Below are 16,158 nucleotides of genomic sequence, written 5' to 3'. Positions count from 1 at the left end.
ACACTATGCCTATTTATATCCAAGACTGTGGTTTCCACTCAGCACTAGGCTCAAGTATTGCTGACATTCATGGCTGTCTCAAAGACGAGCGTGAACCAAACATGGTTGAAGTAAGCGATATGCTGAACGACGGTAAGCACACTGTCGTTGGCAAAATCGCGAGTGAACTGCCAGAGATTCCATCCACTCTCGCGCAATACGCCACTCGCAACAATCAACTGGCATTATCGGCTCTTAATCAAATCAAAGATTCAATTGAGCAAGCAAAATCACAATTTAGCGCCGAGCGCGTTGCCGTAGTTATCGGCACCAGCACCTCTGGGATATCGGACGGTGAGGCCGCTTTTAAGCACAAACTCGACCAAGGTTCTTTTCCCGAGCATTATCACTACTCAAAACAAGAGCTAGGGAACACTTCCGAGTTCGTTAGCCAATACTGCTCATTAACCGGCCCGAGCTACGCGATCTCGACCGCCTGTTCATCCAGTGGCCGTGTATTTCTTACCGCTCAACGTTTGTTAGATTCTGGAATGGCAGATGCAGTGCTAGTAGGCGGCGTCGATACTTTGTGTAAGCTAACGCTGAATGGTTTCCATGGCCTAGAAGCACTCTCAACCACACATTGTAAGCCGTTTAGCGCCTCTCGTGATGGCATCAACATCGGAGAAGCAGCGGCGTTTATGTTGCTCAGCAAGACCATCCCAACCAGAGTTAAGACAACGCAAGGCACGTCAAACATTGCCTTATTAGGCTGTGGTGATAGCTCTGATGCACACCATATTTCAGCGCCTCATCCAGAAGGAAACGGTGCCGAGCAAGCGATGAGAAAAGCGTTAGATTCTGCTCAATTACAAGCAGAGGAGATCGGTTATATCAATGCCCATGGCACCGCAACGCCACTCAATGATTCAATGGAAAGCAAAGCCATTCATCGTATTTTTGCAAACAAGGTTCCCGTTAGCTCAACCAAGCCGCTCACAGGGCATACTCTTGGAGCCGCAAGTGCGATAGAGGCTGCAATTGCGTGGCATATTTTGAAATATGACTTACCGCTTCCCTTACAAAAATGTCAGGATAAAGCTGAAGATATTGAGATTGATTTGGTAAACTGTACTCAGAAACTTAAAGTAAAGAACATCTTAAGCAACTCATTCGCTTTTGGTGGTAACAACGTTAGCCTGATTTTTGGTGTAGTAAATGACTGATATCCCTTCTGTAGACCAACTTCTCCCACACGATGATCCGATGATATTAATCGATCGTGCTATCAGCGTAGAGGCGTTGTCTATCCACTGTCAGGTCGATATTGGTGACCATAATCTATTCTTTAATACCGACTCTCAAACGGTCCCTGCTTATGTCGGCATCGAGTTTATGGCGCAGTCAGTGGCTGCGTGGTCTGGATATCATGCAATCAAAAACGGCACCACTCCCCCTATCGGCTTCCTGCTCGGTTCTCGTCGCTACAAATCACTGTGTGATGAGTTTACTCAAGGTCAGACCCTTGACGTCTATGCCGAACAGCTTATGGAAGACAGTGGCATGGCCGTGTTTACTGCCAGAGTAGAAGACCAAGGCGAGTTGGTGGCTCAATGCCAGCTCAACGTCTACGTGCCGACCGAACAAAAATTACAAGAAATGAAAACTAGGAGCCCATCATGACCCGTCAGGTTTTAGTCACCGGTGCCAGCAAAGGTATTGGTAAAGCGATCGCTATTCAACTCGCGAAAGACGGATTTGAAATCGCCGTTCATTACATGGGTGACAAGCAAGGCGCTGAAGAGACATTGCAGTCGATCACCGAACTGGGTGGTGCTGGACGTCTTATCCAATTTGATATCAGCAACCGCAGCGAGTGTCGCGAAAAACTTGAGTCTGATATCGCTGAACATGGTGCTTACTATGGTGTCGTGAACAACGCGGGCATTACTCGTGACACCGCATTTCCAGCCATGACAGAAGAAGAGTGGGACGGCGTGATTCATACCAACCTCGACAGCTTCTACAATGTGCTCCACCCGTGTGTGATGCCTATGGTTCAAAAGCGCAAAGGCGGCCGCATCGTCACTCTAGCGTCTGTATCAGGCATCATGGGTAACCGCGGACAAACTAACTATGCTGCAGCGAAAGCTGGTGTGATTGGGGCAACTAAGTCCCTTGCTCTAGAGCTCGCAAAACGCAAGATCACCGTGAACTGTGTCGCCCCAGGCTTAATCGATACCGGTATGGTTGACGAGCACGTGAAAGATCATGCGCTTCCTCAAGTACCACTGCGCCGAATGGGTGAGCCGGAAGAAGTGGCAGGCCTAGTCAGCTACCTAATGTCTGATATTGCAGGCTACGTAACTCGCCAAGTAATTTCTGTTAATGGAGGCTTAGTATGACCCGCCGCGTTGTTGTAACTGGAATGTCTGGTGTTACTGCTTTTGGTAACGACTGGCAACAGATAGAGCCAAAGCTAAAAGCCTGTGAAAATGCAACCCAATATATGCCAAGCTTCGAGCAATATGATGGTCTAAACACTAAGCTTGCCGCACCAATTGATGACTTTCAACTGCCAAAACACTATAAGCGTAAGCAAGTGCGTGGCATGGGTCGTGTATCGCGCCTAGCTACCGTTGCGACAGAAAATGCTTTAGGACAAGCAGGCTTAATTGGTCACGATGTATTAACCAATGGCGAAACCGGAATCGCTTACGGTTCTTCAACCGGCAGTACTGATGCCGTTGGTGCGTTTGGCGTGATGCTTAACGAGAAATCGACACGCGCGATTACCGCAACCACTTACGTTCAAATGATGCCACACACCGCTGCTGTCAACGTAGGTCTATTCTTTGGTCTGCGCGGTCGCGTGATTCCCACCAGTAGTGCGTGTACTTCAGGAAGCCAAGCCATTGGTTACGCCTATGAAGCAATTAAACACGGCTACCAAACCGTGATGGTTGCCGGTGGTGGTGAAGAACTATGCCCAACTGAGTCTGCCGTTTTCGACACCCTTTTTGCTACCAGTTTAAAAAACGACACACCAGAAAAATCCCCTAGCCCTTACGACAGTGAGCGCGACGGCCTCGTTATCGGTGAAGGTGCTGGCACGCTTGTTCTTGAAGAATATGAACATGCAGTCGCTCGTGGTGCAAAAATCTACGCTGAGATCATCGGTTTTGCCAGCAACTGCGATGCAGCCCATGTGACCCAACCTCAGATGGAAACCATGCAAATCTGTATGGAAAAAGCACTGAGAGACGCACAACTTCCAGCTGAGAAAATTGGCTATGTTTCTGCACACGGAACGGCAACTGAAAAAGGCGATATTGCAGAGAGTAATGCGACGGCAAATATTTTCGGAGAAGTGCCAATCAGTTCATTGAAAAGCTACTTCGGCCATACGCTTGGCGCATGTGGTGCAATTGAAGCTTGGTTAAGCTTGGAGATGATGCATTCCGGCTGGTTCAGCCCAACCTTAAACCTTGAGAACATCGACGAACGCTGCGGCAAACTCGATTACATTACAGGTTCTGGTCGCGAATTGGATGTTGAATATCTGATGAGCAACAACTTTGCCTTTGGCGGCATTAATACATCTATTATCTTCAAAAAGATTTAAGTTTATTTATTAGACAAAACTCAAGACAAATAAAAAGGGTCAGTAACCAAGTTACTGACCCTTTTTTGATTATAGCAATCGCTCAATTAAGCGTTAGCTTCACGCTCAGCGATGAACTCAAGAGCCATTTTGATGCGAGCGATTACGCGCTCTTTACCAACAAGCTCCATCACTGCATCAACAGAAGGAGACTGACCACCGCCTGTTACTGCTACGCGAAGTGGCATGCCGATTTTACCCATGCCGATCTCTAGTTCTTCACATACTGCTGCAATCACACCATCTTTGATGTTTGCAGTAGTGAAATCTTCAAGTGCTTCAACCTTAGCAAGAGCAAGCTCTAGTGGGCCTTTAGCAACACCACGTAGGTGCTTCTTCGCTGCGCCAGCTTCAAACTCAGAGAAATCTTCATAGAAGTAACGAGATTGCTCAGCAAGTTCGATAAGCGTGTTACAACGCTCGCCAACTAGCTTGATCACTTCAGTGATAGCCGGGCCGTTTGTTGTATCGATCTTCTGTGCGTCTAGGTGCCATTGCAGATATTTAGCAACGTACTCAGGCTCAGAAGTCTTGATGTAGTGGTTGTTCAACCAAAGCAACTTATCAGTGTTGAATGCAGAAGCAGACTTGCTGATAGCGTTCAGGCTGAAGAATTCAATCATCTCTTCTTGAGAGAAGATCTCTTGGTCACCGTGAGACCAACCTAAACGAACTAGGTAGTTGTTTAGTGCATTTGGCAGATAACCTTCGTCGCGGTATTGCATTACAGAAACAGCACCGTGACGCTTAGAAAGTTTTGCACCGTCATCACCAAGAATCATTGCACAGTGAGCGAAAGTTGGAACTGGCGCGCCTAGTGCTTCATAGATATTGATTTGACGAGGTGTGTTGTTGATGTGATCTTCACCACGAACAACGTGTGTAATACCCATATCCCAGTCATCCACAACCACTACGAAGTTGTATGTTGGTGCACCGTCTGTACGACGAATGATTAGGTCATCAAGTTGGCTGTTCGCAATTTCAATGCGACCACGGATTTGGTCATCAAATACTACGCTGCCTTCTTTTGGGTTACGGAAACGGATAACACATGCATCACCTTCTTTTGCTGCTTCGTTTGCTGCAACAATTTTAGGGTGGTTAGCATCGTAACGAGCCATTTCTTTGTTTTCTTCTTGCTCTGCACGAATTTCATCAAGCAGTTCTTTAGACGCGTAGCATTTGAATGCTTTGTCTTCAGCAAGTAGCTTATCAACCATTTCGTTGTAACGGTCAAAACGCTTAGATTGGTAGTAAGGACCTTCGTCCCATTCCATACCCATCCATTGCATGCCTTCTAGAATTGCATCAACCGCTTCTTGAGAGTTACGCTCAAGGTCCGTGTCTTCGATACGTAGAACGAATTCACCACCTTGGTTCTTAGCGAATAGCCAAGAGTAAAGTGCAGTACGTGCACCACCAACGTGAAGATAGCCAGTTGGGCTAGGAGCAAAACGAGTTTTAACCGTCATTTAAATACCTTGATTATGTAGGTGATTCTTTTAGTGATCGCTATTACAAAGCCTGCAACAGACAAATATCACTAAATTTTGGGCGCTATTTTATCACCACCGCTTAAATCTACAATCAGTAGTGAATGATTAATGTGCTGATCTTATGCGAAAGCGAGTGTAGAAAGGCTAAATCCAGCTTCGAAATCGAAAATCTACAGCCTGTAACCAATAAATAGAAACCACGCTTTACTTTAGTTTCCCCCGTATCCACAAACGTAACTCACTCATTCATATTCTACTAAGATCAAATTCTTGAATTTATGTTTGACCTTACCCTTACGGGAAGGTTTATGTTAGGCGTAGATGAGAATTGGAGTATCGATATGAACCACTACGCAACCGCGCTCAACGGCCTAAATTGCATGGGTTGTGCAAAGAAAGTCCGCACATTGTTTGGCGATCTCAACAACACGACGATCAATGACATATCGCCAACCCACATCGATATTTCGACTCCTTATAGCTACACTCATCTCAACGAACAGTTAGCGACTCTTGGCTATTCTATGGGTAATCAGCTGCACCTTTCACTATCCGGCCTCAGCTGCGGAAAGTGTGTGAGCAAACTGTCTCAAGCGCTTCAACAAACCGATCAAGTATCAAACCTAGAAGTGAGCAAACAGGAGTTATCACTGGTTACTCTGCTTTCTGAATCCGAGGTTATTGAGCTGGTCGAGAGTGTGGGTTATCACGCAGCTCCCTACTCTGAAACGAATAACCTTTCATCGAGTTCAGATTTAGAAGAAGATAAAAAACTGGCGCCTACAGAAGCAACTTTAACTGAACCCGTTGCCAGCCAATATACCTATCACCTTGTTCTTGAGGGAATGACGTGTGCGAGCTGTGTCTCTTCGGTAGAAAAAGCACTGAAAAACAATGAGTTCGTCGACCAAGCTCAGATTAACCTAGCCGAGCAAACGGCTCTGGTTTTCACCTCTAAAACACGAGATCTTATCGAAAACGAGCTCATCCAATCGGTTAAAGCTGCAGGTTATGGCGCCGAGTTTGTCGACGATGCAGCGACTCAACAACAAAAACAGCAAGAACAGCAACTTCGTACTCAACAAGCCTTCCTTAGAAACTCCGTAAGTGCGCTGGTTATCGGTGCTCCGCTGATGGCTTGGGGCATGTTCGGTGGCAGCATGACCATTGCGACATTCAGCGACCAACTAGCTTGGGGGTTAATCGGTGTGGTTTGTTTAGTGCTGCTAGCCACCTCTGGACGCAGCTTCTTCACTAATGCTTGGCAATCACTGATGCACAAGCGCGCTACCATGGACACACTAGTCGCTCTAGGTACAGGCGCAGCATGGTTCTACTCAATGTTGGTTGTGCTTATTCCATCATGGTTCCCAGAAGCATCACGCCATGTCTATTTTGAAGCGAGCGCGATGATTGTCGGTCTTATCTCGTTGGGTCATTACATTGAAGCCAAAGCCAAAGCGCGTACCACAAAATCTTTACAGGCATTGATTAACTTACAGCCTCAAAAAGCGGTGGTTATCGTCGATGGCAAAGAGCAAACCATCGCCGTAGAAACGATTCAGGTCGGTATGCAAGTAAGAGTAAAACCCGGTGAAAAAGTGCCGGTTGATGGTGTCGTGGTATCGGGTGAGTCTTATATCGATGAATCGATGCTGACCGGAGAACCGCTTCCCAACGTAAAGTCGATCAATGATGGCGTTTCTGCGGGCACCATTAATGGTGATGGTAGCTTAATTATTGAAGCGACTGGGATTGGCTCAAGCACCATGCTAGCTAGAATCATTCAAATGGTTCGCCAAGCGCAAAGCAGTAAACCAGCAATCGCCAAGCTTGCCGATTCTATCTCAGCCGTTTTCGTTCCGGTTGTGGTCGTGATCGCTGCCGTTGCCGCCTTAGTTTGGTTTTTTGTAGGGCCGCAGCCAAGTGCAAGTTACATGCTTGTCGTATCGACCACTGTGCTGATCATCGCTTGTCCATGTGCATTAGGCTTAGCCACACCGCTTTCGATTACTGTTGGCGTTGGTAAAGCGGCTGAGTTTGGCGTTCTTATTAAAGATGCGGATGTATTGCAGTCTGCCAGCAAGATCGATGCTGTTGTGTTTGATAAAACAGGCACCCTAACCCAAGGGAAACCAAGCGTTCAGCAGGCTTTTTATCACAATCTATTAGAACAAGAATTACTGGCTTACGCTTATTCAGTAGAAGTCGGTTCAGAACACCCACTCGCCAAAGCCGTTTGCCAATATGCAGAGAGCTTGGAAGTGTCAGCTCTCCCACACAGCGAATTTGAAAACCAACGAGGGCTTGGGGTTCAAGCAACAATTAACGGCAAGAACGTGCAAGTTGGCTCGCTTAAGTACCTAACCCAATTAGGCATCAATACAGAGATTGGCGCGGATTTCATCGAGCTTTGCCGCTCGCAAGCGTGGACGCCTATTTTCATTGTGATTGACCAAAAACTGGAAGGCATATTGGGCATTTCAGACGCGTTAAAAATAGATAGCAAACAGGCGATAGCTCAACTAAAATCCGCCGGAATTCACACTGTGCTATTAACGGGCGACAACGACTCTGTGGCTCAAGCAATAGGTAAAGACGTCGGTATCGATGAGGTTATCTCGGAAGTGCTTCCAGAGCAGAAAGCTCAGCATATTGTTCAGCTTCAACAGCAATATAAGAGTGTTGCCATGGTTGGAGATGGCATTAACGATGCTCCAGCACTCGCTCAAGCCGATATCGGTATCGCGATGGGTAGTGGCAGTGATGTAGCCATCGAGAGTGCGCAAATGACACTCCTCAACTCGTCACCACTATCCGTGAGTAATGCAATAGAGCTGTCTCAAGCAACAGTGAAAAATATGAAGCAGAACCTATTTGGCGCCTTCATCTATAACTCGCTTGGCATTCCTATCGCCGCCGGTGTGCTCTACCCATTTTTCGGATTTCTGCTTAGCCCTGTCGTTGCAGGCGCTGCGATGGCTATGTCGTCAATCACGGTAGTAAGCAATGCCAACAGATTAAGACTGTTCAAACCCACTCATTCTAATATCAACAAAAACCATATTCATGAGGTTAACCATGATTCGTAAAATTATGACTCTTACTGCACTCGCTGCAATTTCAGGACAAGCTCTAGCTACTGATGTTCTAAACCATAAGTCTCCATATTGCGGCTGCTGTACAGAATGGACTGAACATATGCGAGATGCTGGGTTCGATGTTACAGAGAAGCTCCACGATGATATGAATCCAATCAAGCAGAAACTAGGGGTAACACAAGAGCTAGCCTCTTGCCACACTGCAGAGATCGATGGTTACGTATTTGAAGGACACATTCCGGCTGATGATGTTAAAGCCTTTTTAGAAAACCCGCCACGCAATGCAATTGGTTTAGCAGTTCCAGGTATGCCAATGGGCTCACCGGGCATGGAATATGGCGATAAGAAAGACGAGTATTCAGTGTACGCGTTTAACGAGAAAGGTCAGGTGTTTGAATACCGTCACTACAATGGAAAGTAGAATGTAAGGTAACCGACATGACATTCAAAAAATGAAGTCATAAAAATAGAGCCTAGCATTAAGAAAACCCAAGACTGTGGTTTACTTGCTAGGCTCTTTGCTTTTGGACAGTAAAGCAAATCTTGTCGCGGCACCAACCGGTCTGTTAGTGCTGCTATATTTCCTCACTAATTCGCAAACAAGCTAGTTAGCAAAGAAGCTCACTTGGCTAACAATCTAATTGACTAAGTAGCCAAGTGAATCAGCTTAGAAGCCGTAAGAAGCACCGAATACAAATGCATTGTTTTCGTTGTCAGCTTGGTTACGGTACTCAAAGTAAGGTTGAACGCCTTGACGAGTCCATGTAGCACGAAGCTCGTGGTCCATTGTGTTATCAGCATCGCTGATTACGTATACGTTGTTGTAGCTTAGAGCTAGTTCAGCATTTACTGCGTAACCGATACGGTTATCAAAGCGAGTTTGGTCGTCAGCTTTGCTATCTTCCATTGCGTGGTAACGAGTACGGTTGCTGATTGAGATACCGTTATCAAAGTTGTAGCCAATCTTAACTAGTGGACGGTACTGAACTGTTTCACCGTTGTTTAGTAGGTGGTGGTAACCAGCAGCAACCCATAGGTTGTCATTGATGTTGTACATCTGCTCAACACCTAAAGTGATGTATGGAGAGTTACCTAGACCGCTATCTTGGATTGCGTCATTGTCGTACTTACCAAGAGAGATACCATCGAACTCTGTTAGTAGCGTTGTACCAGAGTCAAACGTGTGGCCAGCTTCTAGAGTAGACGTAGCGTTTGGTTGGAAATCAGAGTGAAATTGAACGTTACCTGTAACGTAAGAAGAACCAGCAAAAGCACTAGAAGCGAAAGCAAGAGAAAGAGCACTTAGAGCGATAATTTTTTTCATAGTAAACTGCCTTAGTTTGATTTTTTCAGCGGCATATCTTCGGTATATCATTCACCTTCACCGCTTGAGTAATTGGTAGCCTCCCTGGCATGGAATCTATGTTGCTCGAATTAATTTGCGTTTCAAAATAAAAGAGCAAGCAGAGTGATCCCTCTCACTATCAAAAAAAGACAAGTTATTTAACACCTAAAAATCAACAACTTAAAAACATAAAAATTGATAAAAAACTTAAGATGGAAAAAATCACAGATCGGGATCACGTTATTTCACGAAGAAAAATTAGATTTAGATAGATGAATCACACCTGATTTAGAGTTTTTTATAGGAGACTTATTTTTTGAAGAGAATAATGAGAAGCTCGTCACTTTTGGGATGAAAGTCACCTTATGTGCATTGTTGACGATATAAACAAAGTCGATTTCTATATGTTTCAGTTTTGTAGAAGAGCCTAATTCGCGGCGAATAAAAAGAGCTCCCGTTTTATCTTGGGTAAGATAAAGTTCGGGAGCTCTTCTACTAATAACAGTGCTTATCGATTATTTAACTGACGTTACTCGACTTACTTTCTCACCACTTTCTGAAATAGAACGGATGTAAGTTTCACCAGAAACCGATGGACGTTGTTGCTCATCATACGTTAGCCAGTTTTCGCCATCAGCAGAGTATTGCAGCTCGACGCCTGGGAACTGAATGTTCATTGCAAGCTTGCCATCAACCACTTTTGCACCTGGAACTGGTAGTCGGTAATCAATACCCGCTTTTTCTAACTTAGCCAGCTCACGTTGGCCAACAATATTCGCAAAACGATTAAAGTCGTTGTTTAGAGCCTGCTTATTCACTAAGTCAGTACCTTGAGAGTACTCAACGCCCACTTTGTAGTCATTTTCCCAATCAGCTCGGTGCCATGCACGCTCAGCTGCTGCAAGAACGCGTGGGAATACCATGTATTCATACTGCTCGTCCGTACGTACTGTTTCAGACCAAAGCTGCGCTGACAAACCGTAGAAAGGTTTCGCTTCAATCTCACCTTTACCACTGAAGCCATTGCCGTCACGGTCTAATGACGTTTCTGCGTTTTGTGGCATGTTCTCTGGAGCAAAGCCAAACATCTTACGAGTATCGGTTGCACGCGTTGCCCAGTAGTAACCACGTTCTGCAGCATCCACTTCGTATGGCATATCCATGTATACGTAATCTGGGTTAGAAACAATTACGTCATAACCTTTCGCAGACCAGTCGTAAACTGATGAAGTACCGCCCCAGTAAAGAACATCCCAGAAGTTAACGCGCGTACTTTCTGTTGCAAATGCCTCTTCACCTTCACTGTATTTCAGGCCATCTTGCCACGCTTGGAAGTGTGGAATACCCTTCTCAGCAACAATCTTAGACACCTGTTCTGCAAAGTGGCTTGGCAGGTGACCGAAATCACTTACTGTACCGTCTGCAATTAATTTCTGACACTGTGGAGACTGCTGGAATGGCTTGTCTTGCTTAGATAAGTCAATGTTACCTTTCCATGCCACTTTGTCTTCTGCATTAATATCTTGTAAGCCAGCACCTAACTTGATGTTTTTCGCTTCATCGCCACCAAAGTGCCAAGTCGTTAGCGGAACACCCGCTTCTTGGTGCATGGCCGCCACTTCAGAAATCACTTTATCAACAAAGTGAGTTGAAGATTCCATACATGGGTTGATGAAGCTTTGCTTATCGTAGAACTGAACCGTGGTTACATTCGACGTATCTTGTGGATCCATCAGACGGTATTCGTTCGCTTCCGCTTCTTTACCTTCCGCCATTAGGCGAGTGTAACGTGCTTCCATTGATACCACAGCAGAACGAGCGTGTGCTGGCATATCAATCTCTGGAATAACTTCGATGCTGCGCGCTTTTGCGTAGCTTAAGATCTCGACGTAATCCGCTTTACTAAAGAAGCCAGAGCCGAAGTTGTCTGTTGTTGGACCTGAACCTAGCTGAGGCAGTAAACAGCTTTGCTCTTCCAAATCGAAACAACGATTAGACCCTACATCCGTTAGCTCTGGTAAACCTGGGATTTCTAAACGCCAGCCTTCATCATCCGTTAAGTGAAGGTGCAGTTTGTTCATCTTGTAGGCTGCCATTTGCTCTAGCGTTGCTAGGATGGCATCTTTTGAATGGAAGTTTCGAGCAACATCCACCATCACACCACGGTAATCAAAGCGTGGAGCATCTTGGATCGACAGTTGTGGTAATGATTCAGCGTTCTGACTATCTATTAGGCCAAAAATAGACTGAGCTGCGTAGAAAGCGCCGGTTTTATCAAACGCTTTAATTGCAATCCCCTCTTCCGAGATGCTTAGTTCATAAGCGCCAGATTTCGCTAAATCACCCGTAAACTGAGTAGGAACAACAGCGACACTCACAGGTAGGTCGCCACTCACATCTACGTTTACCACATCTGCACGTTCTTCAATTGCTGCGAATTGCTCAGCGTCGAATGCGTCTTTAGGTAGGGCAATACCACCAGCAATGCTAACTGAACCTTCACCGACTTCTACCGACATTGGCGTTGGTAATAAAGTGGTTGATACGTCTTGCGTTGCTAGATCCGCATTCTTTTCGAAACGCGTAACAGCAGTCGCCATTACGTTGTTGTCATCAGGTGTACGCTTTAGGTTGTTTCCTTCCAAACCTGTTACGAACGACGCGACATCTTCTGTATTCAATGAAGCAATCATCTTAGGTTCTGCGTTTGGTGCCGTTACGAATGCACCCGGCATAAAGTCAGTTTCAAACAACTGCCAGTATTCACTCGTCAGTGGAAGAATCACTTCTTCACCCGCAGCGAAACCATCAAATTTTTCGGTTGGTTCTAACTTATGTAAGTCACCGGTTACGCGAGTTATTTTAAACTGCTCATTATCAACATCTAAGATAAGGCGAATACTGTGGAAGTAGATGGTCCAATCTTTAGAGTCAATTGCTTCACCATCGTTAGTTAACGTCATGTTTACTTTATTACATGATGCCCACTCTGCGCCTAAATCCTGACAAGCCATGCCTTCGTTTGCACCGTGGTTAGTCAAGATTTCATATTGCACATCAAGGTTATCAGCCAGTGCATTAACCACCTTTTGTTCTGGTGCTTGTGTTATAGCACAACCCGTCAAACCAGCCAGTACCGCTACAGATAGTAAGTTTCTCTTCAACATCGTATTCACCCATAAATTTAAAAATTGAGTAAGAAGCAAATTGGAGCGCTTCGAAAGTTAACTAAACTATATGGGCTTATTTTTTGCCGTGAATTAAATCAAGTTAATAAAGTGATCAGCTTCAAATCTCAAAAATATCTCTAAAATTATTTACTTTAAAATCATAACGTTAGTAGCAACGACACTTCTGTCATTTTAATTTTGACGTAAAAATTGAGAATTGAATCACAATCTTTCTAAAGGATTTCATAAAATCGTGTCGTTGATATAGAGAAAGGTTTAAGAATTTGCTTGGGTTGTTATACTTTTCGTACAAACAACGTGACATTGTTCTCAAAAAAAACCGTTAAAAAATACCGTCAAAACCGATTTTAACGAGTTTAATACTTCCTAAAGGAGCTCCCTTTGCGCCCACTCTGGTACGTGGTTTTATTCGTTCTCGTCTTTTCAGCTAAACAAGCGGTCGCCGAGCCCCTTTATTGGCAAGCCAAAAAGGAAGAACTGACACTCACTATCTTAGGTTCTGTGCACGTTGGGGACGAGAGTATGTACCCACTTCCTTCAGCGATCACCGACGCGCTAAAAAACAGTGATGGGTTAGTAATCGAAACGGATATCAGAAAATCTGATGGCGTTGTATATCCCCACAACAAACTCACTACAGCCGATGTACTCAATACAGAACAGCTACAATTATTAACCGACATATCAAAATCATTGGGCATGCCGACGCAACAACTGCTTAGCTCACCGCCTTGGGCGACGTCTCTTTCCATACAGATGCAGCAATTAAAAAACCTGGGTTATGGCTCAGCCAGCGGCGTTGATGCGACACTAGCTTACAAAGCGACTATCCAAGGTGTTCCGGTTATCAGTTTAGAGCGTCTGCAATTCCAAATAGACCTGATGACAAAACAAAAGGACGACGGTAAGGAGTGGTTAATCAGTAGTCTTGAAGAATTTGACCAAACTGATCGTGTGGTTCATTGCCTAATAGAAAGCTGGAAAGCGGGTGATTTAGAAAAACTGGAAGCCTTCGCAAAGCTCTCTGAGATGTCGCCTGAACTAGAGAAAGCATTCTTAACCGATCGCAACATAGACTGGGCACAAAAACTATCAGCCAATAATTGGAAACTCGACTCAAAAGGGAACTACTTGATTGTGGTTGGTGCCTTACACCTAGTTGGAGAAGGCAACCTTTTGCAGTTGTTAAAAGAGAAAGGTTTTAATGTCACTCAACAATCACAAAGCCAACAGGCTCAGTGTCAATTTGAGATTAGTGACGACAGCTAGCTCAATTCGAAGCCATGACCTTCTCCTAATATAACCATTACCTAATAACAGAATCATTACATTTAATAGCACCATTGCGGTGCTATTATCTTTCGCTCTTTTACCTACGGCGTTGTTCCAATGAAACCAGTACTTTTTGCTTTTCCTTTAGCCCTCACTATGCTGATGCCCTCAATAGCCTCAGCCAAAGAAACGTGCGCCATTGAACAGTTTCAGGCAATAGATATTCAACCGGATACCAAAGGCGGTGTATTAGATAAAGAAAGCGGCCAGTTTTTAATTGCAGAGAAGCCCCCGATGCGCTGCGCCAATATTACGTTCACAACGTCTACAACACGAAACCGTATCGCAAGCCAAATGAACAACAATTTTGAAGCGAGCTTTTACGACAACCAAACGGGTATCTCTCACTCGGTGACGTTTGATGAAGATGAGGTAAAGGCTGGTTACATTCGAATTGGCCCTAATAAGCCAGCTGAAGCGTATGTTTGTTTTGTTACCTCGGAAACACCAATCAAGAACATTACCTGTGATGTTAAGTAAATAGATTTGGGACTACTGGATCAATCCTTGTTTCTATGCTGCACGTTTAGAACAACAAGAGATTCCCGACTCGCTCCTTCGTCGCTCTAGGAAATTACACATATACCAAAATACAAAAAGCCGTAGACCCTTCTATTACAGAGAATGCTACGGCTTTCTTCAATGTGGCTGTGATGAGCTTATTTTGAACATCAGCCGAACCCCACCTAGGTTCAAATCCCATTTCTCATGCCCTGAAACGACGAAAGCCTGCTCAATGAGCAGGCTTTCTTTAATGTGGTCGGTGAAGAGGGATTCGAACCCCCGACCCTCTGGTCCCAAACCAGATGCGCTACCAAGCTGCGCTATTCACCGAGATATCTAACTGGCTGATTGCCTGTCGATGGAGCGTATAATACGGATTCTGAATTTATCCGCAAGCGCTTTTTCTCATATTTATTGTGAATTCGAATCGTTCGAACAAAAGACATACAACAACTCGCTCAATGTGACGAAAAACACACAGTTGCCAACAAGTATTTAACTTATGCAACAGGATTGATCCAGATCAGTAAATTGATAATGCTACTTAATACACTAAGCCATGTCATATAACTTTGAGGTATACACACATGGACTTTTGGCTAGATCTCCTATTTGGTAATGCGGTGGGGCTATCTTCAATGATAGTAATCTTCGGGGCTCTGGGTCTCATGATGTTTTATGGAGGCTTCTTCATCTACAAAGTTATGACTGAAAAATCTCCTCACTAGAATCGCTCAGCCTAAATTATTTACCTCAAGCATCATTACTTACGGGTAAATATTAAAACGCTTTGCACCGGAGCTGATTTCTCTTGTCACCTCCGGTTTTTTCATTTTTAAACCCTGTCCCAACTTAGGTATACTTACCCAATCCTTCCCCAACTTGAGATACACACTATGTCTCATGATGACGACTTAGATCTATTCCAAGAAATGATGGGCGACGTTAAACGTATCGACCATGACACCGCCGAACACCAGAAAGTACACCGAGTCACAGAATCTCACCTTGCCAAGCGTGAAGCCGCTATGTGGCTATCTGATGACGAGAAAGACTACTTATCATTAGACTACTCACCAATGATAAGGCCAGACGATGTTATTGCTTATAAAAAAGACGGTGTACAAGAAGGCGTATACAAAAAGCTGCGCCTAGGCAAATACCCGATTCAAGCCAAGCTAGACCTTCATAGGAAAACACTGAAAGACGCACGTAACGAAGTACTTTCATTTTTGCGTCAGTGTTTAAGAATGGATGTTCGTACCGTCATCATTGTTCATGGTAAGGGCGAACGTTCGAATCCACCAGCAATGATGAAAAGCTACGTTGCAAATTGGCTAACGCAAATCAACGATGTTCAATGTGTTCATTCTGCTCAGCAATTTCATGGTGGTACTGGCGCGGTCTATGTCATGCTCAGAAAGAGTAATGAGAAAAAACTAGAGAACAGAGAGCGCCATCAAAAGCGCACCAGTTGATAGGTTTAGATAGATAAATGGGCTAGTAGCGATTTTGCATCAAGATCGATATTTCGTGCCTAGAC

13 protein-coding genes and 1 tRNA gene are annotated in these 16,158 nt (G+C 44.7%); 10 read left to right on the top strand and 4 right to left on the bottom strand.

What is annotated here, in order from left to right:
- The first annotated feature begins 5 nt into the window (after positions 1-5).
- Genes ATB74_RS22215 through ATB74_RS22200 form a run of 4 tightly spaced genes read left to right on the top strand, consistent with a single transcriptional unit; the run spans position 6 to position 3,604 of the window.
- A complete protein-coding gene (locus ATB74_RS22215; RefSeq protein WP_061019761.1) occupies positions 6-1,205 on the top strand; it encodes a beta-ketoacyl-[acyl-carrier-protein] synthase family protein in 1,200 nt (399 codons plus the stop codon).
- The gene (locus tag ATB74_RS22210) at positions 1,198-1,662 is read left to right on the top strand and encodes a hotdog family protein (protein ID WP_061019760.1); all 465 of its coding nucleotides are present in this window, start codon (positions 1,198-1,200) and stop codon (positions 1,660-1,662) included. Before ATB74_RS22215 ends, ATB74_RS22210 begins: the two co-directional genes overlap by 8 nt.
- A complete protein-coding gene (locus ATB74_RS22205; protein WP_017085315.1) occupies positions 1,659-2,384 on the top strand; it encodes a 3-ketoacyl-ACP reductase FabG2 in 726 nt (241 codons plus the stop codon). Before ATB74_RS22210 ends, ATB74_RS22205 begins: the two co-directional genes overlap by 4 nt.
- Complete coding sequence (locus ATB74_RS22200; RefSeq protein ID WP_060983598.1) at positions 2,381-3,604, top strand: beta-ketoacyl-ACP synthase; 1,224 nt, start codon at positions 2,381-2,383, stop codon at positions 3,602-3,604. Before ATB74_RS22205 ends, ATB74_RS22200 begins: the two co-directional genes overlap by 4 nt.
- Positions 3,605-3,690: 86 nt before the next feature.
- Here the strand turns inward: ATB74_RS22200 and gltX are convergent, their stop codons facing one another.
- A complete protein-coding gene (gene gltX, locus ATB74_RS22195) occupies positions 3,691-5,118 on the bottom strand; it encodes a glutamate--tRNA ligase (protein WP_017069020.1) in 1,428 nt (475 codons plus the stop codon).
- A gap of 302 nt (positions 5,119-5,420) precedes the next feature.
- Between gltX and ATB74_RS22190 the strand changes: the two genes are divergently transcribed.
- Both ATB74_RS22190 and ATB74_RS22185 read left to right on the top strand, forming a co-directional pair.
- Positions 5,421-8,234: a heavy metal translocating P-type ATPase gene (locus ATB74_RS22190; protein ID WP_081090164.1), complete on the top strand. Its 2,814-nt coding sequence runs from the start codon at positions 5,421-5,423 to the stop codon at positions 8,232-8,234.
- Complete coding sequence (locus ATB74_RS22185) at positions 8,224-8,664, top strand: DUF411 domain-containing protein (protein ID WP_060983595.1); 441 nt, start codon at positions 8,224-8,226, stop codon at positions 8,662-8,664. Before ATB74_RS22190 ends, ATB74_RS22185 begins: the two co-directional genes overlap by 11 nt.
- A gap of 246 nt (positions 8,665-8,910) precedes the next feature.
- On the opposite strand, the gene ATB74_RS22180 is transcribed toward ATB74_RS22185, so the two are convergent.
- Together ATB74_RS22180 and ATB74_RS22175 are read right to left on the bottom strand one after the other, a co-directional pair.
- Positions 8,911-9,567 (bottom strand): oligogalacturonate-specific porin KdgM family protein, encoded by a 657-nt coding sequence (locus ATB74_RS22180; RefSeq protein WP_060983594.1) that lies wholly within the window; start codon positions 9,565-9,567, stop codon positions 8,911-8,913.
- A gap of 536 nt (positions 9,568-10,103) precedes the next feature.
- Positions 10,104-12,755, bottom strand: coding sequence for a beta-N-acetylhexosaminidase (locus ATB74_RS22175; protein WP_061019758.1), 2,652 nt, complete (start codon positions 12,753-12,755; stop codon positions 10,104-10,106).
- 405 nt (positions 12,756-13,160) lie between these two features.
- Here ATB74_RS22175 and ATB74_RS22170 point away from each other — a divergent pair, with 405 nt between their 5' ends.
- Positions 13,161-14,048, top strand: coding sequence for a TraB/GumN family protein (locus ATB74_RS22170; RefSeq protein ID WP_061019757.1), 888 nt, complete (start codon positions 13,161-13,163; stop codon positions 14,046-14,048).
- A 120-nt stretch (positions 14,049-14,168) separates the two neighbouring features.
- Complete coding sequence (locus tag ATB74_RS22165) at positions 14,169-14,591, top strand: hypothetical protein (RefSeq protein ID WP_060983591.1); 423 nt, start codon at positions 14,169-14,171, stop codon at positions 14,589-14,591.
- A gap of 277 nt (positions 14,592-14,868) precedes the next feature.
- On the opposite strand, the gene ATB74_RS22160 is transcribed toward ATB74_RS22165, so the two are convergent.
- Positions 14,869-14,945 (bottom strand) — tRNA-Pro (locus tag ATB74_RS22160).
- Positions 14,946-15,202: 257 nt separating this feature from the next.
- On the opposite strand from ATB74_RS22160, the gene ATB74_RS23975 reads away from it, so the two are divergent.
- Both ATB74_RS23975 and smrA read left to right on the top strand, forming a co-directional pair.
- The gene (locus ATB74_RS23975; RefSeq protein ID WP_017062321.1) at positions 15,203-15,343 is read left to right on the top strand and encodes a DUF3149 domain-containing protein; all 141 of its coding nucleotides are present in this window, start codon (positions 15,203-15,205) and stop codon (positions 15,341-15,343) included.
- 168 nt (positions 15,344-15,511) lie between these two features.
- Positions 15,512-16,093 (top strand): DNA endonuclease SmrA, encoded by a 582-nt coding sequence (smrA, locus tag ATB74_RS22155; RefSeq protein ID WP_048669170.1) that lies wholly within the window; start codon positions 15,512-15,514, stop codon positions 16,091-16,093.
- Positions 16,094-16,158 lie beyond the last annotated feature (65 nt).

The sequence above is a fragment of the Vibrio splendidus genome (assembly GCF_001557875.1).
GTDB classification, from domain to species: Bacteria; Pseudomonadota; Gammaproteobacteria; order Enterobacterales; family Vibrionaceae; genus Vibrio; species Vibrio splendidus_F.
The sequence above is the reverse complement of the archived record's forward strand: the minus strand, read 5'-3'. Positions and strand labels throughout refer to the sequence as shown.